General features: G+C 64.4%; 29 protein-coding genes and 1 pseudogene. 15 read left to right on the top strand and 15 right to left on the bottom strand.

All coding sequences use genetic code 11. The features are described 5' to 3' along the window. Positions 1 to 118 (bottom strand): annotated as a pseudogene (locus FPV16_RS25080) (IS630 family transposase); the annotation flags it as partial. Between the two features lie 1,050 nt (positions 119 to 1,168). On the opposite strand from FPV16_RS25080, the gene FPV16_RS25075 reads away from it, so the two are divergent. Next, the gene (locus tag FPV16_RS25075; RefSeq protein WP_227441235.1) at positions 1,169 to 2,332 is read left to right on the top strand and encodes a tyrosine-type recombinase/integrase; all 1,164 of its coding nucleotides are present in this window, start codon (positions 1,169 to 1,171) and stop codon (positions 2,330 to 2,332) included. Positions 2,333 to 2,542: 210 nt separating this feature from the next. On the opposite strand, the gene FPV16_RS25070 is transcribed toward FPV16_RS25075, so the two are convergent. Beyond that, positions 2,543 to 2,809, bottom strand: coding sequence for a DUF6894 family protein (locus FPV16_RS25070; RefSeq protein WP_227441234.1), 267 nt, complete (start codon positions 2,807 to 2,809; stop codon positions 2,543 to 2,545). Next, a complete protein-coding gene (locus FPV16_RS25065) occupies positions 2,809 to 3,522 on the bottom strand; it encodes a Crp/Fnr family transcriptional regulator (RefSeq protein ID WP_227441233.1) in 714 nt (237 codons plus the stop codon). Before FPV16_RS25065 ends, FPV16_RS25070 begins: the two co-directional genes overlap by 1 nt. A gap of 309 nt (positions 3,523 to 3,831) precedes the next feature. Between FPV16_RS25065 and FPV16_RS25060 the strand changes: the two genes are divergently transcribed. Next, the gene (locus tag FPV16_RS25060) at positions 3,832 to 4,965 is read left to right on the top strand and encodes a helix-turn-helix domain-containing protein (protein ID WP_227441232.1); all 1,134 of its coding nucleotides are present in this window, start codon (positions 3,832 to 3,834) and stop codon (positions 4,963 to 4,965) included. Continuing rightward, a complete protein-coding gene (locus tag FPV16_RS25055; RefSeq protein ID WP_227441231.1) occupies positions 4,962 to 5,207 on the top strand; it encodes a hypothetical protein in 246 nt (81 codons plus the stop codon). The genes FPV16_RS25060 and FPV16_RS25055 overlap by 4 nt, the downstream gene beginning before the upstream one ends. A 390-nt stretch (positions 5,208 to 5,597) precedes the next feature. Here FPV16_RS25055 and FPV16_RS25050 read toward each other — a convergent pair whose 3' ends face one another. Genes FPV16_RS25050 through FPV16_RS25020 form a run of 8 tightly spaced genes read right to left on the bottom strand, consistent with a single transcriptional unit; the run spans position 5,598 to position 10,338 of the window. Then, a complete protein-coding gene (locus FPV16_RS25050) occupies positions 5,598 to 5,945 on the bottom strand; it encodes a hypothetical protein (RefSeq protein WP_227441230.1) in 348 nt (115 codons plus the stop codon). Further along, a complete protein-coding gene (locus tag FPV16_RS25045) occupies positions 5,939 to 6,292 on the bottom strand; it encodes a helix-turn-helix domain-containing protein (protein WP_227441229.1) in 354 nt (117 codons plus the stop codon). Before FPV16_RS25045 ends, FPV16_RS25050 begins: the two co-directional genes overlap by 7 nt. Position 6,293: 1 nt before the next feature. Beyond that, positions 6,294 to 6,683: an HNH endonuclease gene (locus FPV16_RS25040; protein WP_227441228.1), complete on the bottom strand. Its 390-nt coding sequence runs from the start codon at positions 6,681 to 6,683 to the stop codon at positions 6,294 to 6,296. Next, on the bottom strand, positions 6,680 to 6,961 hold the full coding sequence (locus tag FPV16_RS25035) for a hypothetical protein (RefSeq protein WP_227441227.1): 282 nt from the start codon (positions 6,959 to 6,961) through the stop codon (positions 6,680 to 6,682). Before FPV16_RS25035 ends, FPV16_RS25040 begins: the two co-directional genes overlap by 4 nt. A gap of 4 nt (positions 6,962 to 6,965) precedes the next feature. After that, entirely contained in the window at positions 6,966 to 9,053 is a 2,088-nt protein-coding gene (locus tag FPV16_RS25030; protein WP_227441226.1) for a DNA cytosine methyltransferase, read from the bottom strand. After that, positions 9,050 to 9,172, bottom strand: a complete 123-nt coding sequence (locus FPV16_RS26215; protein ID WP_264484024.1) for a hypothetical protein — start codon at positions 9,170 to 9,172, stop codon at positions 9,050 to 9,052. Before FPV16_RS26215 ends, FPV16_RS25030 begins: the two co-directional genes overlap by 4 nt. Positions 9,173 to 9,175: 3 nt before the next feature. Then, positions 9,176 to 9,625, bottom strand: a complete 450-nt coding sequence (locus FPV16_RS25025) for a hypothetical protein (RefSeq protein WP_227441225.1) — start codon at positions 9,623 to 9,625, stop codon at positions 9,176 to 9,178. A 59-nt stretch (positions 9,626 to 9,684) separates the two neighbouring features. Next, positions 9,685 to 10,338, bottom strand: a complete 654-nt coding sequence (locus FPV16_RS25020; protein WP_227441224.1) for a hypothetical protein — start codon at positions 10,336 to 10,338, stop codon at positions 9,685 to 9,687. 607 nt (positions 10,339 to 10,945) lie between these two features. Between FPV16_RS25020 and FPV16_RS25015 the strand changes: the two genes are divergently transcribed. Then, on the top strand, positions 10,946 to 11,203 hold the full coding sequence (locus FPV16_RS25015) for a hypothetical protein (RefSeq protein WP_227441223.1): 258 nt from the start codon (positions 10,946 to 10,948) through the stop codon (positions 11,201 to 11,203). Here the strand turns inward: FPV16_RS25015 and FPV16_RS25010 are convergent. The 3 genes from FPV16_RS25010 to FPV16_RS25000 form a co-directional block, all read right to left on the bottom strand. Then, the gene (locus FPV16_RS25010) at positions 11,200 to 11,856 is read right to left on the bottom strand and encodes a hypothetical protein (protein ID WP_227441222.1); all 657 of its coding nucleotides are present in this window, start codon (positions 11,854 to 11,856) and stop codon (positions 11,200 to 11,202) included. The two genes, FPV16_RS25015 and FPV16_RS25010, sit on opposite strands and share 4 nt — an antisense overlap. Before the next feature lie 633 nt (positions 11,857 to 12,489). Next, the gene (locus FPV16_RS25005) at positions 12,490 to 12,750 is read right to left on the bottom strand and encodes a hypothetical protein (protein WP_227441221.1); all 261 of its coding nucleotides are present in this window, start codon (positions 12,748 to 12,750) and stop codon (positions 12,490 to 12,492) included. 61 nt (positions 12,751 to 12,811) lie between these two features. Beyond that, positions 12,812 to 13,558, bottom strand: coding sequence for a helix-turn-helix domain-containing protein (locus FPV16_RS25000; protein ID WP_227441220.1), 747 nt, complete (start codon positions 13,556 to 13,558; stop codon positions 12,812 to 12,814). Positions 13,559 to 13,620: 62 nt separating this feature from the next. Here FPV16_RS25000 and FPV16_RS24995 point away from each other — a divergent pair, with 62 nt between their 5' ends. Next, a complete protein-coding gene (locus FPV16_RS24995; RefSeq protein ID WP_227441219.1) occupies positions 13,621 to 13,854 on the top strand; it encodes a transcriptional regulator in 234 nt (77 codons plus the stop codon). Positions 13,855 to 14,058: 204 nt separating this feature from the next. Here the strand turns inward: FPV16_RS24995 and FPV16_RS24990 are convergent, their stop codons facing one another. Further along, complete coding sequence (locus FPV16_RS24990) at positions 14,059 to 14,304, bottom strand: hypothetical protein (protein ID WP_227441218.1); 246 nt, start codon at positions 14,302 to 14,304, stop codon at positions 14,059 to 14,061. Positions 14,305 to 14,490: 186 nt separating this feature from the next. Between FPV16_RS24990 and FPV16_RS24985 the strand changes: the two genes are divergently transcribed. From FPV16_RS24985 to FPV16_RS24940, 10 genes are all read left to right on the top strand, one after another. After that, positions 14,491 to 14,862: a hypothetical protein gene (locus FPV16_RS24985; RefSeq protein ID WP_227441217.1), complete on the top strand. Its 372-nt coding sequence runs from the start codon at positions 14,491 to 14,493 to the stop codon at positions 14,860 to 14,862. Then, positions 14,862 to 15,071 carry a hypothetical protein gene (locus FPV16_RS24980; protein WP_227441216.1) on the top strand — a complete coding sequence of 70 codons (210 nt, stop codon included), beginning with the start codon at positions 14,862 to 14,864 and terminating at the stop codon, positions 15,069 to 15,071. The genes FPV16_RS24985 and FPV16_RS24980 overlap by 1 nt, the downstream gene beginning before the upstream one ends. Further along, positions 15,068 to 15,403, top strand: coding sequence for a dATP/dGTP diphosphohydrolase domain-containing protein (locus FPV16_RS24975; protein WP_227441215.1), 336 nt, complete (start codon positions 15,068 to 15,070; stop codon positions 15,401 to 15,403). Before FPV16_RS24980 ends, FPV16_RS24975 begins: the two co-directional genes overlap by 4 nt. 9 nt (positions 15,404 to 15,412) lie before the next feature. Then, positions 15,413 to 15,640, top strand: coding sequence for a hypothetical protein (locus tag FPV16_RS24970; protein ID WP_227441214.1), 228 nt, complete (start codon positions 15,413 to 15,415; stop codon positions 15,638 to 15,640). An 87-nt stretch (positions 15,641 to 15,727) separates the two neighbouring features. Beyond that, a complete protein-coding gene (locus FPV16_RS24965; RefSeq protein ID WP_227441213.1) occupies positions 15,728 to 16,411 on the top strand; it encodes a DUF2312 domain-containing protein in 684 nt (227 codons plus the stop codon). A gap of 3 nt (positions 16,412 to 16,414) precedes the next feature. Continuing rightward, entirely contained in the window at positions 16,415 to 17,362 is a 948-nt protein-coding gene (locus FPV16_RS24960; protein WP_227441212.1) for an ATP-binding protein, read from the top strand. 39 nt (positions 17,363 to 17,401) lie between these two features. Next, positions 17,402 to 17,899, top strand: a complete 498-nt coding sequence (locus tag FPV16_RS24955; RefSeq protein WP_227441211.1) for a VRR-NUC domain-containing protein — start codon at positions 17,402 to 17,404, stop codon at positions 17,897 to 17,899. Next, positions 17,886 to 18,065: a hypothetical protein gene (locus FPV16_RS24950; RefSeq protein WP_227441210.1), complete on the top strand. Its 180-nt coding sequence runs from the start codon at positions 17,886 to 17,888 to the stop codon at positions 18,063 to 18,065. Before FPV16_RS24955 ends, FPV16_RS24950 begins: the two co-directional genes overlap by 14 nt. After that, a complete protein-coding gene (locus FPV16_RS24945) occupies positions 18,062 to 18,691 on the top strand; it encodes an MT-A70 family methyltransferase (protein ID WP_227441209.1) in 630 nt (209 codons plus the stop codon). The genes FPV16_RS24950 and FPV16_RS24945 overlap by 4 nt, the downstream gene beginning before the upstream one ends. Before the next feature lie 6 nt (positions 18,692 to 18,697). Beyond that, positions 18,698 to 18,928: hypothetical protein (locus tag FPV16_RS24940; RefSeq protein ID WP_227441208.1), on the top strand; the 231-nt coding region annotated here is incomplete at its 3' end.

Raw genomic sequence — 18,928 nt, 5'->3', positions numbered from 1 at the left:
CGTAGATCGTCGCCAGCGCCAGAAGACGCCGGCTTTGCCCGGCATCCCGGCTCGTCTTGGCCAGATGGCGCAGAGCGTCGGCGTTGAAGTCTTCGCGAAGCGGCACGGCTGCGGACATGGCAAACCTTCCCGGTTCACCGCATCGAATCAGATCCGCCGCCGATCCGAAACCCCATGAGTCACCATCAGCGCTCGCTGGTATGAGGCGCTCGTTATCAGAATGATCTTGCGCCAACGCCCTTTCTCAGCCAAAATCTTCGTCGATTTTAGGATTTTGCGAATTTGAGCCTTAGGCTCCGCAGTATTCGTCGCCGGATCAGGCGACGGTACAGCAATGACTCCGTCGCTTGCCTCAGAAAGAGCCGGTTCCATTTTGCAAATCCCGTGGGTCACAAATGTGTGAGATCACGAGTTATTGATGCAAATCGGACGCGATACAACCAAAGCATGTTAAATTCCGAGCATGCGCGAAATTGCTCTAGGGAGAGTGCATTTCAGCAACACTACGTGTCCGATGTTTTGTGATTCCGCATGAGAGGTCGACTCACGCCCGGGCGGATCGTCCCGCGTCTGGCTGTGTGTTCTCAGGCCGGAACGAATGAAACGACGACCCGCCCGCCAGGGCCTCGGCTAGATCGACCGAGGAGGCAACGAACTCGCCGTCCTCTTCAGCAAGGGTCACGGGGTAAGTCCATTCGGTTTGCGTGTCGGACTCTTCGCTGATGCGCTTGCTCGAGTAGCATCCGACCGTTAGGCGGGGTTCACCTTGAGCGGCTTCCGAATGCGTCTGACAATGTTGGATCTGCGGCGCGGCGCCTCGCCGCTCGGCAAGGTCAGGCCTGCCGGGATCCAGACACGCGAAAGCCGACGACGAAGGATTTTCCGTGGTCGCTGCTTACCGATGGCGATTTTCTGGACCTGCTTACCGGAGGCGCTGTCCGGTTAAGCAGGAAGTCAGTTATGTATTGGTGCCGCAAGAGGGATTCGAACCCCCGACCCCCTCATTACGAAACACAAGTGCTACGCTTCAGTAGGTACCATAGGCGCTTACCGGACAGCAAGAGCCGTTGATTTCGTTGACGATTATCGAGATACCCTCTCTCTTCAGAGCCAGGAAAGCCACTGGCATCATCTCGTGCGCTTACCATGTGCTTACCGGCGGGGATCCATGCGCCTCACGAACCAGTCCGCCGCCGCGCTGCAGCTTCCTCCGGGCAAAGACCGCCTCGTCGTCTTCGATGACGACCTGCCGGGGTTCGGTCTCCGGATAAGTGGGGGCGGCTCCCGGCAATGGGTAGTCCAGTACCGAAACGCCCTCGGCCAGACAAAGCGAGAGAGTTTGGGTCGAGTCGGCCTGCTCTCGGCGACCGATGCTCGCAGGGCGGCAAGCGAGCGTCTCGCGAGGGCAAAGCTGGGCGAGGATCCGCACGCGGAGCGCGCCAAGGAGCGCGCCCGGGCCGCCATCACCTTCGGCAACGGCATCGAGCCGTACCTGACGGCCGTCACCCCCAACCTGCGGCCGGCAAGCCTGAGCGAGGCAGCGCGCTACATGCGAGTTGTCTGGAAGCCTCTCCACCGGACGCCGCTCCACGCGATCGACCGCAAGCAGGTGGCGGCGCGGCTCGCCGAGATCGCGCGGGATGCCGGCCCCTATGCCGCGAACCGAGCGCGTGCCGCGCTGTCGGCTCACTTCGCCTGGCTGATTGGGACCGGGGCGGCCGATATGAACCCGGTGGTCGGCGTGCCGAAGCCCGCGCCGGAGGAGAGACGCGCGCGGGTTCTCGCGAAGGATGAGATCAAGGCCGTCCTCGGCGCCTGCCGAAACGATGACTTCGGGCGGATCGTCCGGCTGCTTCTGCTGACGGGCCAGCGCCGCGACGAGGTCGCCGGCATGGCCTGGGCCGAGATTGATCTGGTCGGCGCCGTCTGGAAGCTGCCTGCGGATCGGGTGAAGAACGGCCTGCCGCATGACGTGCCGTTATCGGGTTCCGCGCTGGGCCTGCTGACCGGAGCACCGCATATCGAAGGCCGCACGCTGGTATTCGGCCAGGGGGAGGGCGGATTCCAAGGGTTCTCGCGGGCGAAGGCCGCGCACGACAAGCGCTCGGGCGTAACCGGCTGGCGGCTCCACGATCTGCGCCGCACCGCAGCCACCGGCATGGCGGACCTCGGTGTACTCCCCCATATCGTTGAGGCCGTGCTGAACCACGTCTCGGGTTCGAGGGCCGGGGTCGCTGGCATCTATAATCGAGCAACCTACGCGACCGAGAAGCGAGCCGCGCTGGATATGTGGGCCGCACACCTATCCCAAATGGAAGGGAATGCTCGCTAATGGACGACGTCTAACGCTTGGTACCGTCCGCTTCCGACCCCTTGCAGACCCTCGGAAGGTCCGCTTCTAGGCTGTTGAGGCAGCGGACGACGACCGGGTGGGTGGCTTTGCGATTTTTTCTGAGTAGGTAAAAGATTGAATGATTAGATACTGAACGATGTAGATAGCATCCTTAGGAGCGATCGAAACGTTCTGCTCTGTCGATCACGGTTAAAGCTTGCCGTCGTCTCCATTGTCTGGAACCGTGTCGCTGAATGGAACCGTGAGCAATCGGTGACAGTCCTCGTCCTCAATCTCATACGAACACACGAACCAGTCGCGAACCGCGTCCGTGCGCGATCTTGCGATAAGGTCCCGCGCGGAATGCAACGCATGCATGCGGACGGCATCGAGATCAGGGAGCTCGTCCCCTTCCGGATCAACGGCCAGCTTGTCGGGACCGTGGCCATAGCGGAGATTGAAGAAGTAGCGGGGCATCAGGCCCCCTCGATCAAACGGGCGTACTCCGCCTCTGCAGCCCCGTAGCTGTCGCCTGCCACCTGTTCCAGAAGTTCGCGGTTCGTCACTGTGATGCGCCCGCGTCGGCCACGGATGCGGCCCGCCCCCTCCAGCACCTGAAGGGCCAGCGTGACCCCGGTGCGCTGCACGCCCAGCATCACCGCCAGGAACTCATGCTTGACCAGCAGTTCGTCCCCGTCCACTCGGTCGTGGCACATCAGCAGCCATCGCGCTAAGCGCAGCTCCGTCGTGTAGGTGGCATTGACGTAGGCGGTTTGCCGGGCCTGGACGAACTCAGTCTGAACGTAGCTCAGTAGCAACTTGCGCATCGACGGGCTTTCTTCGACCGCCGCACGTAAGGCCTCGGTCCTGATACGCAGTCCTTGGCCGGCCAGCTGCATGAAAGTGTCATGCGGGATACGGTCGTTGCCAAGAAGTACGGGTACGGCTCCTGACAACCCTTCCCAGCCCGCGAGACCAACTTCGACATGCCCCGCCGCGCCCTTCAAGGTGGTGGACGAGATCCCGCTCTCCAAAAAATAGAGATGCATGACTGAGACATCAGGTTCGATCAGAACGTACTTTAGTGGAAGATCGACGATTTGAAGATGCGGCTGCATACGCCCAAAATCATCGGATGTCATTGCCTTTAATAGGCGATTACGGATATCAGATTGCTGAAGATGAGCCACGGCTCTTGTCTCCCTGGGAGAGCAAGAGCGCAAAGCGTCTCTCAGTCGCAAGCGCTCGGTTATCGTGCTTGCAATAAGAAACCATAGATCAAAAATCATCCCAGCACAAATCGCGCTTGCTGCAATTATTTATGTTTAATTTCGCACATTTCGTTTAAGTCCGGTTCCACACCAGGCTCCTCTGGAATCAGATTCGGTATTTACTCTAACCAAAACTTCGCGCCATTGAACCTAGGCGATCCCGTTTTACGCTCGGCTAAGGCCCATTAGAAGGCGCTGGTATCAATGGGGCATAGCCCACTTACTATCATGCTCGTCGAAGACGACGCGCTGATTGCCCTCGACCTCGTCGATGCGCTCGAGGATGCGGGTTACGAGGTGCTAGGTCCTTTCACGAAGACAGCTGAGGCGTTGCGTTTGCTTCAGCAGAGGAGGCCCAGCCTCGCAATCCTGGATCCCCTCTTGCGGGAAGGGTTCTGCGTGGATCTGGCTGGGGAGTTACGCCGCCTTGGCGTGCCTTTCCTGGTCCACTCGAGCCTCCAGGAGGACGATCCTCTCGCTAATGGTTTTCGTGGAGTGCCCTGGCTGGCCAAGCCGGTCCTGCCCTCTACTCTGATTCACGGCATCAGGGAGTTGGCTCGGTCGGTCGCAGCCTATGCTCGGGATCCAAGGGAGAACGATCTCATCCCGGCCTCGTGGGAGAGCATCCCGACGAGTGCTTCGAGCAACCCGTTCATACGCAAGTTGGAAGGGTTCGCGAGTTTGTCTGATACGGATCGAGCCACGCTCGAACGGATCAGCGCCCATCCTCGTACCGTTGTGCCGGGGACCATCCTGGTCGAAGAGGGCGATGAACCACGCGGCGTGTATCTCGTCATGAGTGGCATTGCGTGCCGTTACAAGCAGCGCGCCAATGGCACCCGTCAGATCACCGCCTTCCTCTTACCCGGGGACAGCTGCGATCTCGATGTCGCGCGCCTCGATCAGATGGATCACGCGATCACCACGCTTTCGACCTGCACGGTGGTCCGCATCCCCTTCGACGCGGTGCGGGATCTCGTGAGCCAACATCCCACAATCGCGGGTGCTTTGCGGATGAGCACGCTCGCGGATGAGGCGACGTTGCGAGAGTGGTTGGTGAATGTCGGCTGTCGCTCCTCGATTGAGCGGATCGCCCATCTGTTCTGCGAACTATTCATCCGGTTGCAGACGGTCGGCCTCGCGACGGAAGACACCTGTGAACTGCCGCTCACTCAGGCCCAGATCGCCGATACGACGGGGGTATCGACGGTGCACGTGAACCGGTCGCTACAGGAGTTGCGGCGACGCAGACTCATCGAACTCAGAGGCAAAACGCTGAAGATCCTCGATGCTCGTCATCTGAAGGCACTGGCTGAGTTCAAGCCCAACTATCTGCACTTGAACAATAGAGCAGTTGCATGACTCTCCGTCTTCAGCCTGTTCGGGTCGCGACCGACAGCGAAGACACCGACGGTCTGCTCGTGTTCGCTCGAGACAAGCTCGTCGCAGTGCTGGTCCGCCTGTCGAACGAACAGAGCGAAGATACTGGTAAGTGGTTTCTGGAGGCCGGGTTCGGACGGATCTACCGTTCACGGCCTCCAGTATTTTACAACTTGGATAGAGCACAGGAGTGGATTGCCACTTCACTTGCTGCCGATACTTGAAAACCAGATATCCATAGTCTCTCATCGTCCCGGACCGCTGAGCGTCCATTTCTTCGCAAGGCAAGGATCGGCTGCTTTTGCCGACTTGGGTGGGACGCGGAGCGTCTGCTTTCGGTTCAGAAGCAAAGGTCCGATTACCACCCTTCTCGGACGTTTACGGATGGGTACCAAGGGTCAGATCTCGATCACCTTTGGCCGCCTACCTCTCGCGTTTTAACCCAGGCATCCAGGTCTCCCCGTCGAACGCCGAGCCGGCGGGTGCTGATTTGTAGGAGGGTCGGTCCGATTCCCTCCTTGCACAGGCGGCGGAGAGTCGCGGGGCTAAGTCCCAGCTCGCGCGCGGCACTCTGGAACGGGACGACGTGGCGAGCAGTAATCGCATGGTTCTTCTCAGCCATTGCCGCTTGCTCCCTGATTTCTGTCTCGTAAGCGGAAAGTCGCATCGACTGGCGTCCTCCCGCGGTTGAGAATTCCAAAAGCGCGGGCGAGCAGACCTGGCTGGGTATGTCCCTCGTCGATCGCAAACCGCCAGAGGAGGGACACGAGGCGGTGAGCCTCGGCGGTAGCTGCCGCATCCGCATCGATTGCCGCGACTGCCCGAGAGGTCTCGGGGCAATCGGCTGGCACGCCGATGCTGTCGGCAAGCCGCCGGTGGCGATCCTGGCGGAGCGCAGATGCTTCGAGGCCGGCAGCGAGCGCCGCAAGGTCGAAACCGGAAAGGTCAGGACCGTTCAGCATGACGGTGCTCCGTGGGCGGATTCAATGGCCGCCATGACGCGGAGGACGCTGGTCCGGCCGGTGGGTGCCTGGATCCGGCGGTAAGCGGACAGCAGGTCGCGCTCGTCCGGCGTCACCTCCTCAAGCATGGGATCCGCGAAGGTCAGCGGGTCGACACCGAGGGCCGCCGCGATCTTGGTGCGACGAGAGAGCGACACGTACTCGTGGCCGCACTCGTACCGGCTGATCTGCGCGTGACAGATACCGATCGCGTCGGCGAGCTCGCGCTGCAGGATGCCCTTCCGCTTGCGGTGGTGGGCGATGAGGCGACCGACCTCGCGGTCGCTGGTCGTGACGCGGGTCGTCATGTCAGCGGTCCCTCTTGTAGGCGATTTCGGTTTTCGAGCAGCCTCGGGTGGCGGAGCACTGCGGTGCGAACTTCTGGAAGCCACGGCCCTGCATCCGAGCGGGCCGGCGGATGCCGAGGTGCTGGTCCTGGCGGCGCTTCGCCTTCGCGATGTCGGCTACGTCCTGCCGGGTCTTTTCCGTGTGGCAGGGCGTGCAGAGGCACTGGCAATTCTCCAGCGTCGGCTCTCCGCCCATCTGATCCGGGATGACGTGGTCGTAGGCATGCTTGCCCGGGGTGAGCGGGCAGCCGCAGCAGATCCCACCTTCCAGGATCATCTCGCACTCGCCGCCGGCGCGATACCACGCGGCGCGGCGGACGGCCTTCGAGAACTCGGTGCGGCTGCCGCTCATGGCTTCACCCCAAGCGCCATCAGCGCCTCGTCGAGGAGTTCTCCGGCCTTGGTGGAGAGCGCCGAATCCGTATCGGGATCCCGGCAGTCCTTCCGGGCCGCTTTCAGCGCAGCCTCAGCCTTGCCGATGGCGTTGATGGCCTGAGCAACCGCGCCCGCGCGCTTGATGCCGCCGGGCCAGATGAAGGTGACGGACTCGGTCTCCCTCGCCTTCAGGGTGATCCAGGCTTTGCCGTCCTGCTCGCGGAGGCCGAACTCGGCAGAGAGGGTGATGCTCATGCGCCTACTCCGCTGCGAAGAGGGTCATGGGGGCGGGATCCATCGGGCGGCGATCGCGCTGGCGGCCGCCCTCGAACTCGATGGCGTCGGCGTTCGCGGCGACGAGGGCGTCGGCAAGGTCGGGACAGACTGAGTTCCCGCAGGCCGCGCCCTGCTGTTCCAGGGTGAGTGGGATGATCGTCCCTTCCTCCAGCTCGCCGCGATCGATCACGTAATCGGGCCGGAAGCCCTGCGCGTTGAACCGCTCGCGGGGCGTCAGCATCCGCATGCCGATGTCGACGATGGCGTAGGGCTGGCCCTGGATGGTCACCGTCACGACGCCATGCCGGGGCTTGGTCGTGAGGGTATGCATAGGCTCGTCGGCGGCCTGCGAGGGCTCGCCGGCGCCATAGTATTTCTGGATGAAGGCGTAGACGGCCGCAGCGTGGTTGCCGCCGGCCGAGAAAGTCGGGGCAGGTGCCTCGATCGAGCCATCCCGGCGGTCGGAGCCGCGCAGGTTCAGCATGTGGGCGGCGACGAGGGTCTGATGACCGCCGCCTGCCGTAATCGTCGACACAGGCTCGCGCACGTCGGAACCGGGCTTGATCGCTCCGTTCCGTTCGGTGTTGTGCTGAGCGAGGAAGGCGGCGACGACCCCGGCCTTGCCTGCGCCGCCGGCGGTGATCGTCCCGACGGGCTCCTCGACGTCCGATCCGACCGACGCGCCGAACTGGCGGGTCATGTGGATGGCGGCGAGGCTGCCCTCGTTCCCGGTTGGCACGACGACGGGGAATGGCTCCTCAAGCGACCGGGTGCGCGGATCCTGGCCGGGCCGCTCGCCGTAGCGCGGGACGAGGTAGCCGGAGATCAGGTGCCCCGGAACGTTGCCGCCGGCGACGATCGTGGCGCACGGCTCCTCGACGCTGCGCACGCGCGGCTCGCTGCCCGGCTTCTCCTGGTAGCGAGGCGAAAGGAACGGCGCCACGACGGCATGGGTACCGGCCTGGGTCACGGTGCGCAGCGGATCGCACGCGGGCCAGACGTTCGGCGCCCGCCCTGTGGTCCCGCCATTGGCGACGTTGACGATCACGGGCGCGACGATCGTGTTCTGATCCTTCGGGCTGGCCGTGATCGTGTGGAGAGGGTCGGCTGCGTCCCGATTCATGCCGCCCTGCTGGGCGTAGCTCACGAAGGGCGTCACCAGGGCGTCGCCCTCGAAGTGGGTCGCGGTCGGCATCGGCTCGTCGAGCCCGCGGTCGCGGCGGCCGCGGCTGTCGCCATGGTTGACCCGGACCAGGAACGGCTTCGCCGCGTCGAGGACGTAGCGCTTCGTGCCCTTGGCGATGCGGGCCATGGTGGCGTCGGCGAGCGGGCGGTTCGCGCGGATACCGTACTTCGCCTTGATCTCGGCCGAGGTCTCGAAGATCGACGGGCATGGCAGCGACCAATCGATGATCTCCGCCGCGGTCCGCCAGGGCCGGAGCTGGCCGGACCGAACGGCCTCGGACTTCGGGTCGCCGTGCGTCGCCACCGGCCACGCGATCGGCCTGCCGTCCCGGCGGGCGACCAGGAACAGCCGCTTGCGGATGGTCGGCGCGCCGTAATCGCAGGCGCGCAGCTCGCGGTACTCGACCACGTAGCCCATGGCCTCGAAGGCGGCGACGAAGCTGCGGAAGGTGGCGCCGCGCTGGACGGGGCACGGGCGGCCGTCGTCGAGCAGCGGGCCCCAATCCTGGAACTCCTCGACGTTCTCCAGGCAGACCAGGCGCGGGCGCTGCCACTTCGGCAGGCTCTTGATCCAGCGGACTCCGACCCATGCGAGGCCCCGGATCGCCTTCTCGCGCGGCTTCCCGCCCTTCGCCTTGCTGAAGTGCTTGCAGTCCGGGGACATCCAGAGGAGCCCGACCGGGCGGCCACCGCACAACGACACGGCGTCGACATTCCACACGTCCTCCTCGACGTGATGCGTGTCCGGATGGTTGATCCGGTGCATCGCGAGGGCGATCGGGTTGTGGTTCAGCGCATAGTCCGGGTCCCGGCCGAGCGCGCGGCGGATGCCCTCGGACGCGCCGCCGCCGCCGGCGAAGCTGTCGATGATGAGCGGGCGGCTCATGACCACACGCTCCAGAGCCAGATCGAAACAGCCGGACCGCCAACCAGGACGAGGAAGGCGACGAAGCCGATGCTGAGGGCGGTGACGTCGAGCGGGGCGACGTTGTCGTTCGCGGGCATGGCTCAGGCTCCCGCGCAGTTGGTGAAGCCGAGCTGATAGTCCGGCGTCATGGGCGGGAGGCTGGCTGCGAGGGCGGCCCCGTGGGCGTGGGCTGCGGCCACCAGAGGGTCAGCGTTGCGGGCCCGGCAGGACGCAGCCATCTCGTTCTCGCTGAGGCGATTGCGCAGGGCGACGACGAGGGAAGCGACGCTGCCATTTGCGGCGCCGGGACCACCAAGCACATCGACGAACGCGGTGCGCGTGTCCTCGACGGCGCCCTCGAAGGCCGCCCGGAGGCGCTCCACGGCGCGCTGCCCGTTGCCGTTGTCGAAGGTAGCGCCAGTGGCGCCCTCGAACGCCAGCTTGGCCACCGCCTGCATCAGGGCGCGGGAGGCGCGGGCCGTCGCCTCGACCTGAAAGGCCAGATCGTTGGCGGTCAGCGTGGGGTCGGTGTTGCGAAACGACGTGCTCATGGCAGCCTCACGGGGCGAGAGAGCGGGAATAGGGTGGGTCGAAGGGGAGGCGGCGCGCGCTACGGCGCGATGCGCGGCCGGAATCCGGTGCCGCCATCGAACTTGCCGACGGTGATGCGGCCGACTCCGACAGCATGGAGCGCGTCGGCGACGAGGCGACGATCCTCAGGGGAGAGGCTGACGCTAGCGAAGGCCGTGCGGGGATTGATGGTGGCGGTCCGCAGGTGGGAGGCGGCAGCGGCGGCCCGCTCAGCGCCCTCACCCTCGACCGCCTCGAGGCGGCCTAGCGCTTCCACCAGGGCGTCCGGGGGGATCTCGATTGCGCGGCCGGCGGGCTGCGTGACGCCAGCAATCTCATCCAACCGGGCGAGGCCGACGCAGAAGCCGTTCAGCTCACGCCGGCGAAGGAAACGAGCGAGGAAGGCAGCGTCCTGAGCCTCGGGAGCGAGGTTCACGTAGCCAGATTGTCTGTTGCGGATCGTCTTGCAGAGCAGGCGGTCGGCGCGGATCGCGTCCGGGTCGCCCTTGATGACCAGGGTGACGGCCGCCTTCTGGAAGCGGGTCAGTTCGGTGACGCTGAAGCGAGCGCTGGGGCGCTTGGCGTCAGCCTTCTCCTTGGCGATGCGATCGGCCTTCCGGCCTTCGGCTTCGGCGGAGACGTAAGGCTTGCGGCGGCCCGAGCCCGGGAAGGCGTGGATGAGCGTCGAGGTCATCAATGCCTCCACTCGAAGGAGGAGGCGTTGCGGCCGGCCGTGCGAGCGCGGTGCTCACGCAGATTTTCGAGGAGAAGGAAGCCGCAGCCGGCCGCGCACACGAAGAGCGCTGAGCAGATCAACCAGTAGGAGGCAGGGTCTTCGAGAGAGGGTGGCACAGGCTGGCTCCATCACCGTGGGGCAATGGATGTATGTAAGCACAGCTTTCCTTTATGCGCAACAGGTAAGGTAAGCTTGGCTTTCTTTTAGCGCGTGCCCGTTGTCCACAGGACCGAAAAGGACTCGACAACACCCACCATCAACTCCACCCTAGAACAAATCAGGAACAAACGTGACGGTGTGCGGGGTGGACAATGCGCGAAGGATGCCTGAGCCCGAGCTATCAGACGTCGTGGGGCTGCGGATTCGGTGCGATGACTGCGGGCATCGATCCTACTGGCCGTGTTCGCGGGTCAGGGATGCCCAACGCAATGGATTCAACACGATCCCGGGCCTCGGTAGCAAGTTGCGCTGCCGCCCCTGTCAGGACCGTGGCGGCAGCGGCAAAAACATCAGCCTGTATCCGGTCTCCAGGGATACCGAGCGGCCGCAATGAGGGGAGGGCCCGATGAAGTCGAAGCCCATCTACGGCGTTCAGACGTTCATGTGGGATAGCAAGGGCAACCTCGCGCCAGGGCGCTTCACGACCTGCAAGGACGCGGACGAGGCGCGGAGGATCGCGGAGGAAAAGGTCGATGGTGCGCACGCGGACGGTGCTGCTGCGTTCTTCCGGACGGGGGCAGGGGAGTTCGACGAAGGCGAGGTCTACGCCTTCGCTACCTATGGGAGCGTGCCAAGAGGGGTGGCGGACGCGTTGCCTTTCTAGGCTGCCACTCGCCTGAACTCGTCATCACTCGCCTTGGCATCGACGATCGTAGCAGCGCGACTCAGAATTAGTCTCTGGTCCTGCCGGAAGGCGGCGGGGCGCGTCAGAACAGCCACAGTCTTCGGAGCCTCAGATAGGCGGCGAACATCGTCCATTTTTAGGTAGGCGGAGGAAACGGATATTGCGGACGGCGTAACGCTCGCAAATAGCACCACTCGGTCGCCGAAGCGTGCCGCGGCATCAAAGGGCCACGGGTGGGTCGAGGCCCCAGAGAACTGGGGTCTTGCCTCAACGACACGATGACCAAAAACGTCGATCAGGCGATCTGCAAGGCCAACTTTGAATCTACGGTCCAGTCGTTCAGCATGTCGCTCGGCGACGAGTTGCGCAGCCTGCCGCGAGGCATCGGCAACAATCGCCATGAAGCCCGGCAAATTGTCAGCCGGCGCCTCGATTTCGAATAACTCGTGGCCATCGAAACGAACACCGCAGCGCTCGGCTATTTCGCGAGCAGCGCGATGAAAGAACTCGGTAGCACCGGCCATGTCCGCCTCTCGTGCGGCGGACCCGTCGTCGGTCACCACATAATCCTTCGGACCGCCCCCTACACGCAGCATGACGGAGGCGCCGGAAGGGTAAAGAACGGGCAACATGATACGCGCGTCGGCTCCAGGTCCGGGTCTGACGCGAACAAGCGCGCGCGCCGCCTCATCCGCGACGGCGGATAGCGGGTGACGGCTCATAAGATCAGGCTCGGTGACCATGGCGGCAGGGGCAATCCGTCGACGAACGCGAGGTTGAAGGTAGCACATACATAGGCGACGGCCTCCTCAAAATCCTGAGGCTCAGGAATGACGGGAAGGCAGACCGGTAGGTTGTCCGCGACCATGCATGCGAAGCCAAGTGCCGCGTTTTCTTGATAGGGGTGGAGGCCGGTCCCGCTTCGGACCCCCCTATGAGGCCCGACCTTGTTCGTATGAACAGTGGGTGGCCTCCAATCAAATCTAGCGATTGGGTATGTGTCAGTCGGCTCGGCAAGGCACAATTGGAACGTTACATTCTCGTTCGGAAGCCCCAAAACAGCGGAAACGTGGAGCTCCGCGCTGATTGACTTGCCCTCTGCAAGAGCTGCCAAAACAAGTTTTTTTGGGCGGTTCCCAGGATACCAACTCAATGGGCCTGAGACGAGCTTTTGCTCGTTCAGCGCGGCGCTCATCCGGAGAAGGGTCGCCTCAGCTGCGCTCATACGGGCTGGCTTGCCGACTCTATTCGGCCAACCGAACGTCTCACTGCACCGTCCCACCCTCAGGCGCACTTAATAGCCGTAGGGCTTCGCCTAGCAGCTCATGCAGGCCTGACAGCGCCTCGATGCTAAACGGCACACCGACCCGCTGTCCTTCCACCGTTTCGACCAGGATGACGGCCAGCGATTCTCCGATCAGCAGGTTCGGGTTCGGCATGCAGACCGGCAGGATAAAATCCCCCTCCGCACCCGGCGGAAAGACGTCCTTGGCCGTATTGGACAGGAAGGGCTTGCGCTCGGCCATCACGGCCTCCGCTTCTGGATAGGCCGGTGGATCCACGTCACCATGGCGATGATGGACATCGTCAGATTCCAATCAGCTCGGGGTATGGAATCACGCGGTGCACCCGGAGGACGTCCGCCTCCTCGAAGACGATTTCCTTCGCGGGTGTGTGCTGCTCCACCACGAGCTTCGTCGGGGTGCGCTTCACAAGCCTTTTCACGAATGCGTCGCCTGGCTCGCCGTGCTCATCGGGGTGAAGTTCCACCACGACGTAATCACGAGGCTGGGGCCGGCGGTGAGGGTCCACATAGACGGGGTCACCGTCCTCGTACTTGGGCGAGACGCTGTCGCCAACGACATACACCACGTAGACATCGCGCCGACTCTCGATGCCCGGCGGGCGCGGAGCATGATCGATAGTCTGGCCATTGAACCGGAAATCTCCGCCGGGGCCACCTGAGCCGGTTCCGTAGACCGGAACGTTGCGGGGGCCTTTCAGGGCCGCAGTATCTGGGACCGTCTCGTTGTTACGGATGCGAGCGTTGGCCGGCCCTGACGCCGCCGGCGCTTCCGCTTGCTCGCCGAGCAAGACCACCTCGCCGCGCAATGCCGCAGACAGGTCAATCTGAAGGAGTTCCGCGAGTGCGCCGAGACGATCGGTGCCAGGTGACGTCTCTCCGCTTTCCCATTGCCCAACAGCTGGACGCGAAATTCCGAACGCAGAAGCGACCTGCGTTTGCGTCATTTTCCGTGCTTTACGGGCCTGCGCGATGACCGCGCCCAGAACGTTTTCCATAGGCGCTGAGAGTGTAAGCAATTCTTTCTCCATGCTAGGTAAGAAATTCTGACTTCTCGCTTGCGCTTAAGGTAAGTTTGACTTACCTTGCTTGCATGAGTGACACGGCCCTCACCCTCGCAATCAAAATGGCTGGAGGCCCCAAAGCCCTCGGCGAGCGGATCGGCATATCCTCCCAGGCGATCAGCCAGTGGGTTGAGTGTCCTCCACGCCGCGTCATTGCGGTCGAGGCGGCATCAGGTGTCTCACGTCATGAGCTGAGGCCGGATCTCTATCCACAGTCGGCGCCATCATCGGCTCTGCCCCAGGTCGCGAGTGCTCATCAATGAGCGCCGCCGTCCGCCTTTGCCTTGTCGCTGCTTTCATAGGTGCCGTGATTGCCGGCATCGGCCTCGGCAAGCGTCAGACCGCACCTTTTGAGACGACCATCCCGTGGAGCGCCGCGCGATGAACATCGTCTCCGTCCCCATGGAGCGCGCCCCGCTCCTCACGCGCCCGGCCGGCTCCCTTGTTCTGCGTCGCCGGTCGGCCGCTCAACTATCCAGCCGGACGAACATCGGCCGCTCGCCGATCGCCCTGGCGACGACGCCCCGCGCCGCGTGCGCCGCGCCTGCCAATTCGGCATCCAGCTGCGTCACCCCCAACATCGCCTCGGCGACGTGCCGGGTGAGGTCGCCTGCCGCTTCCGGCTCCCGCTCGAGCTCCCGCTTCACCAGCCACGACACCATTGCGTGCATCGCCAGGATGGTCGCGCTGCCCTGTGTTTCTTCCTCGTCCATCGGTCGATTCTCCTTTGTTGCTCTGCGCGCCGGCCTTCGCCGCCAAGCCCATGCCGGTCGCGCTTCTGTTCCTGCGTTTCGTCGTGTTCCCGTCGCTCTCATGGGGGCGTCGGCATGACCTTCGCCACTTCGATGGCTCATTCTCCTTTCACTGCCGGTCCGTGCTCGCCGTCTCCGTCTGCCCCGATGAACACAGCATCGGGGAAGATCATGGGAAAGTCTTACGGACGTTCCGCACAGCTGGGTGACGTCGACAGGACAGCTGTCCAAGAACGCACCACAGATTTCCTGCGGACCCTTTATCCGCAGAAGACGGCCGACAACGTCGCCGCCGACACGGGCATCGCCGCCAATACCATCGCGAAGTGGCTGGACCGGGGCTCGGCGCCGACGTCCTGGGCCTTCCTGCGGCTGCTTGAGGCTTACGGCGCCGAGTTCGCCTGCGCCGTCATGGCGAAGCCGCCGGCGTGGCTGGATCGCGCTGCGCGGGACCAGCGGAACGACCGGCTGCAAGCGCAGATCGCCAAGCTGCAATCTCAGATCGACGGGGGCCTGTGATGCGTCGCGGCGGCCTCCTTCAGATCGCCTGCGCATTCGCAGGTCACGCCATTCGTGGCTTCGGTGTCCGCGTCGGGGAGGTCTGCTCCGACATCGCCGACGCCATCGACCCGCGCGGGCCCAATCAGATCGAGCCGGCTCGCGAATGGGATCCGCGCCTCTGGCAGCGCGACCAGGACGCCCGCACCCGTAACGAGGAACGCCCATGACCGGCAGCGCACGTCCGGAAGGGCGCAAGGACGATATCGGGAAAGATCCTTGGGACCTCGCTCCTTGGGATGCCTTCCGCGCGATCGTGGCTGTCCTCGGCTTCGGCGCCCGCAAGTACGGCCGGCGCAACTGGGAGCACGGTATGGCCTGGTCCCGCCTTTACGCGGCGACGCATCGGCACCTCACCGCCTGGTGGGATGGAGAGCGGAAAGATCCCGAGACCGGCCTGTCCCACCTCGCTCACGCCGGCTGCTGCGTCTGCTTTCTCATCGCCTTCGAGATCCGCCGCGCCGGGACAGACGACCGTCCTGCGGCATCCAGCCAAACCTAGGAGAGAGACATGATGGGCCCCGAAGTGAGTGTCACGGACCGCGAAGCCGGCATCGCCCTGATCACTGGGCAGATCGTCGAAGCATGGCTGAACCGTCAGCCGATCAAGGCCGGTGCCGTGACGGGCGAGCAGCTGTCGGACGTCATCATGTGCGTCCGCATCGGTCTCTCCCTTCCGCTCGCCGACCTGCCGACCGCCAAGGCTTCGGGCAAGTCCGGCCTTTCCATCGTCAGCTGACGGCCAAACGAAAACCGCCCGGGCCCCATCCGCGAAGCAGGGCACCGAGCGGCTGATGTCGAAACATCCTCTCGTGGAGAAGCCAAGATGAGCACGAATCCAGGCGCATCGCAATCCAACAGCAGCGCTCCGGCGATGCTTCGCTCCTACGCGGAGCGGATCGTCCGACTGAAGGGTGAGATCAAGGGCCTTCAGGGCGACGTCAAGGACGTGAAGTCCGAGGCGGCCAGCATGGGCTTCGATAAGAAGGCCCTCGATGTCGTCGTCGCTCGCATGCTCGAGGACGAAACGGCCCGTGCTGCGCGCCTGGAGACCGAAGGGCTTGCGGAGGTCTACCTCGCCAGTCTCGGCATGCTGGATGGAACGCCGCTCGGGGATGCTACGCGCCGTCGAGCCGACAGCCCGCCTCCCCCGCCGCCGCCGTCCGGTGAGGATGCGAAGGGCGACGACGAGACTGACGGCGAGGGTCACGACGAGGGCACCTCTGCGCCTGGCGAAGATGGCGAAGCAGGCAACGACCAGGAGCCACCGACCGGCGCCATGAGCCAGGATCTGATCGACGCAGCGCGCGTCGAGGGTGAGGAGGCTGCAGCTGCGGGATCGAAGGTGTTCGCGAACCCCTACGTTGCCGGCGATCCGCGCCGCGCTGCCTGGGACGAGGGCTGGTGCCGCCGTACTGGTTCGGATGGGATGGATCTGCCGAGCGCCTTCCGCCGCAAGCCGAAGTCGCCACCGTCCGGTCCCGAGAAGCGCTCCGGCGAGGATCAGTGAGCCATGCGCCGCGATCCCATCGCCGACGGCGCCTCTCCGCGGAAGCGTGAGAGCAAAGTCGAGGCCGCCGTCTCCCATCTGACCGGCAAGCTGCGAGGCTTGGCCGATGTCCGCAGCCCGACTGATGCCGAGGAGCCGATCCTCGGTGGCGGTGTCCGCAGCTCGATCTTCGGCTGGCTGGCCGAGATCAATGCCGCTGACGAACTTGCCGCCGTCGGGATCAAGCCGCGCAGCACAGCGCTGCTCTCCGGTCCTCCTGGCTGCGGAAAGACCACCCTCGCTCATCACCTGTCCGCCCGTCTTGGCGTGCCGCTGGTGTGCGTGGGTGCCGAGAACATCTTCGGGAAGTACCTCGGCGAGTCCGAGGGCAACATCGCAAAGCTGTTCGACACGCTGGCGCTCGCCGACACGTCCGCCGTCATCCTGATCGACGAAATCGATGCCATCGGTGCGAAGCGGTCGGATGAAACCGGAGGCGGAGCAACATCGGCTCGCAACTCCATGCTGACGGTGCTCCTGCGTCGTATCGAGGAGTTCAAGGGCGTGTTGGTGGCTGCCACCAATCGACCGGACTCGCTCGACCCAGCCCTATGGCGCCGGTTCGGCATGCAGATCGTCGTCGACCTTCCGGACGATGATGCACGCTTCGCGATCCTCAAGCGGTACGGCATGCCGTTCGATTTCGGCGACGATGCCATCGAGATCCTGACGGACCTGACGGATGGCGCGGCTCCCTCGCTGCTTCGGCAGCTGATGGAGGGCGTGAAGCGTTCTCTCGTCCTCGGAGATCGGATCCGGCAACCGGCGACGACCGCAGCCGGCACCTTCGCGACCATCATCGCGCAGTCTAAGCCGCACCCGGATTATGAGCCGCCGCCTCTGTGGCAGAATCCGTCACTGGTCTCGAAGCTGCAGGATCTACCCTGGCCGCCCAAGCGGGAGGGCGTCTGAGCCATGCGGACCTTCGCGCATCCTCAGCTTCCGCGTCGCATGGCGAGCAAAGCCGTGCCGATGCGCGAGGCCGCGATCCAGTCGGCTGTCGTTCAGCACTGGCGCATGTTCGGCCTCCCGCACACGCTGGTCGCCGCCATCCCGAACGAAGCCGCTAAGGGACAGGCGGGCCTGACGAAGGGCCTGCCCGACCTCCTCGTGGTCGGCGGCACGGTTCGCATCGGCTTCATCGAACTGAAGACCCGGACCGGCCGCCTCTCGCTCGAGCAGAAGACCTTTCGGGCGCTCTGCGCCTTCTGCTCTATCCCGTTCGCCGACACCTACGGCCGCGACGAGCCGATCGGCATCCTGGAGAGCTGGGGTGTCGTGCGCCGGCAGGTCGGCTCGCCGGTCACCTACCAGCCTCGGGATGACGCCGCAGAGATCCGTCGGCGCGCAGCCGAGGGCCAATCGGTCGAGGGCATCGCGGCCAGCTTCGGCATGCGCTTGGTCGAGGTCGAAGCCCTCCTAACGGAGGCAACCCATGACGTTCTCTGAAGACACCGCCCTGCAGAAATGGCGCGAGCGCAAGGACACGTCGACGATCGTCGCCGAGATGAGGGCTGCCGGCTTCAAGGTCGACGAGGCGTGGGTCTACAAGACGATCGCCGACGATCAGAACCGCCGCTACCGCGCCCGCCAGCTGGCGAGGATGCAGGCATGAGCGTGTTCTCGCACCTGCCCCAGCGCCATTTTCGCTGCATCGTCATGGACAGCCCGACGAAGTTCATCGGTGGCACCAAGGGGCGGCCGCAACACTACCCGCGGATGACGGACCACGAGATCGCGGCGCTGCCGATCGGCGACCTCGCGCACCCTGACGGCTGCTTCCTGCTCTACTGGCACACGTCGCCGAAGTTCTACCGCTCGCCCGGCGCCCGCACGCGCCTGACTGCGGCAGAGATCGCTCAGGGCTACGGCTTCCGCTACTCGGCCCGCGCCTTCGTCTGGATCAAGACCGAGCGCGGCGACCAGGATTCGCTCTTCGCCTACCGGAATGGCCTCTTCATGGGCCAGGGCTACACCACCCGTAAGAACGCCGAGGACTGCCTGCTCTTCAAGCTCGGCAAGCCGAAGCGCCAGGCGGCCAACGTTCACGAGGTGATACTCGCCCCGATCCGTGAGCACAGCCGCAAGCCCTCCGAGTTCTACAGCCGGGTCGAGCGGTTCTGCGAGGGGCCGTACCTCGAAATCTTCGCGCGCGAGACCCGGCCCGGTTGGCACGCCTTCGGGAACGAGGCGAGCAAGTTCGATGCGTCTGCTGATCCCATCCTCATGGCAGCGGAGTAGGGGGGCATGAGCATCACCCCCGAGATGATCGACGCCATGGTCGCTGCGGGCCTTACCCGTGAGCAGATGGCTGCGTTGATGAAGGCCAGCCTCATCCAGGCAGAAGCAGCGCAGGCAGAGAAGCGCGCGAAGGCAGCGGCGAAGAAGCGTCGCCAGCGCGGTGTCATGCCTGCTCTGTCCCTGCATGTCCCGGGGACATTGGGGGACACAGGGGGACAGACCGGGACGGAAGGGGAC

The organism is Methylobacterium sp. W2 (assembly GCF_020662345.1).
Classification (GTDB): domain Bacteria; phylum Pseudomonadota; class Alphaproteobacteria; order Rhizobiales; family Beijerinckiaceae; genus Methylobacterium.
This window is presented reverse-complemented; position numbering and strand designations above follow the sequence as displayed.

Excerpts from the sequence above, each read along its gene's own strand:
- FPV16_RS25075 (WP_227441235.1), top strand. The coding sequence starts at position 1,169 with ATGCGCCTCACGAACCAGTCCGCCGCCGCGCTGCAGCTTCCTCCGGGC.
- FPV16_RS25070 (WP_227441234.1), bottom strand. The coding sequence starts at position 2,809 with ATGCCCCGCTACTTCTTCAATCTCCGCTATGGCCACGGTCCCGACAAG.
- FPV16_RS25060 (WP_227441232.1), top strand. The coding sequence starts at position 3,832 with ATGCTCGTCGAAGACGACGCGCTGATTGCCCTCGACCTCGTCGATGCG.
- FPV16_RS25055 (WP_227441231.1), top strand. The coding sequence starts at position 4,962 with ATGACTCTCCGTCTTCAGCCTGTTCGGGTCGCGACCGACAGCGAAGAC.
- FPV16_RS25050 (WP_227441230.1), bottom strand. The coding sequence starts at position 5,945 with ATGCTGAACGGTCCTGACCTTTCCGGTTTCGACCTTGCGGCGCTCGCT.
- FPV16_RS25045 (WP_227441229.1), bottom strand. The coding sequence starts at position 6,292 with ATGACGACCCGCGTCACGACCAGCGACCGCGAGGTCGGTCGCCTCATC.
- FPV16_RS25040 (WP_227441228.1), bottom strand. The coding sequence starts at position 6,683 with ATGAGCGGCAGCCGCACCGAGTTCTCGAAGGCCGTCCGCCGCGCCGCG.
- FPV16_RS25035 (WP_227441227.1), bottom strand. The coding sequence starts at position 6,961 with ATGAGCATCACCCTCTCTGCCGAGTTCGGCCTCCGCGAGCAGGACGGC.
- FPV16_RS25030 (WP_227441226.1), bottom strand. The coding sequence starts at position 9,053 with ATGAGCCGCCCGCTCATCATCGACAGCTTCGCCGGCGGCGGCGGCGCG.
- FPV16_RS26215 (WP_264484024.1), bottom strand. The coding sequence starts at position 9,172 with ATGCCCGCGAACGACAACGTCGCCCCGCTCGACGTCACCGCCCTCAGC.
- FPV16_RS25025 (WP_227441225.1), bottom strand. The coding sequence starts at position 9,625 with ATGAGCACGTCGTTTCGCAACACCGACCCCACGCTGACCGCCAACGAT.
- FPV16_RS25020 (WP_227441224.1), bottom strand. The coding sequence starts at position 10,338 with ATGACCTCGACGCTCATCCACGCCTTCCCGGGCTCGGGCCGCCGCAAG.
- FPV16_RS25015 (WP_227441223.1), top strand. The coding sequence starts at position 10,946 with ATGAAGTCGAAGCCCATCTACGGCGTTCAGACGTTCATGTGGGATAGC.
- FPV16_RS25010 (WP_227441222.1), bottom strand. The coding sequence starts at position 11,856 with ATGTTGCCCGTTCTTTACCCTTCCGGCGCCTCCGTCATGCTGCGTGTA.
- FPV16_RS25005 (WP_227441221.1), bottom strand. The coding sequence starts at position 12,750 with ATGGCCGAGCGCAAGCCCTTCCTGTCCAATACGGCCAAGGACGTCTTT.
- FPV16_RS25000 (WP_227441220.1), bottom strand. The coding sequence starts at position 13,558 with ATGGAGAAAGAATTGCTTACACTCTCAGCGCCTATGGAAAACGTTCTG.
- FPV16_RS24995 (WP_227441219.1), top strand. The coding sequence starts at position 13,621 with ATGAGTGACACGGCCCTCACCCTCGCAATCAAAATGGCTGGAGGCCCC.
- FPV16_RS24990 (WP_227441218.1), bottom strand. The coding sequence starts at position 14,304 with ATGGACGAGGAAGAAACACAGGGCAGCGCGACCATCCTGGCGATGCAC.
- FPV16_RS24985 (WP_227441217.1), top strand. The coding sequence starts at position 14,491 with ATGAACACAGCATCGGGGAAGATCATGGGAAAGTCTTACGGACGTTCC.
- FPV16_RS24980 (WP_227441216.1), top strand. The coding sequence starts at position 14,862 with ATGCGTCGCGGCGGCCTCCTTCAGATCGCCTGCGCATTCGCAGGTCAC.
- FPV16_RS24975 (WP_227441215.1), top strand. The coding sequence starts at position 15,068 with ATGACCGGCAGCGCACGTCCGGAAGGGCGCAAGGACGATATCGGGAAA.
- FPV16_RS24970 (WP_227441214.1), top strand. The coding sequence starts at position 15,413 with ATGATGGGCCCCGAAGTGAGTGTCACGGACCGCGAAGCCGGCATCGCC.
- FPV16_RS24965 (WP_227441213.1), top strand. The coding sequence starts at position 15,728 with ATGAGCACGAATCCAGGCGCATCGCAATCCAACAGCAGCGCTCCGGCG.
- FPV16_RS24960 (WP_227441212.1), top strand. The coding sequence starts at position 16,415 with ATGCGCCGCGATCCCATCGCCGACGGCGCCTCTCCGCGGAAGCGTGAG.
- FPV16_RS24955 (WP_227441211.1), top strand. The coding sequence starts at position 17,402 with ATGGCGAGCAAAGCCGTGCCGATGCGCGAGGCCGCGATCCAGTCGGCT.
- FPV16_RS24950 (WP_227441210.1), top strand. The coding sequence starts at position 17,886 with ATGACGTTCTCTGAAGACACCGCCCTGCAGAAATGGCGCGAGCGCAAG.
- FPV16_RS24945 (WP_227441209.1), top strand. The coding sequence starts at position 18,062 with ATGAGCGTGTTCTCGCACCTGCCCCAGCGCCATTTTCGCTGCATCGTC.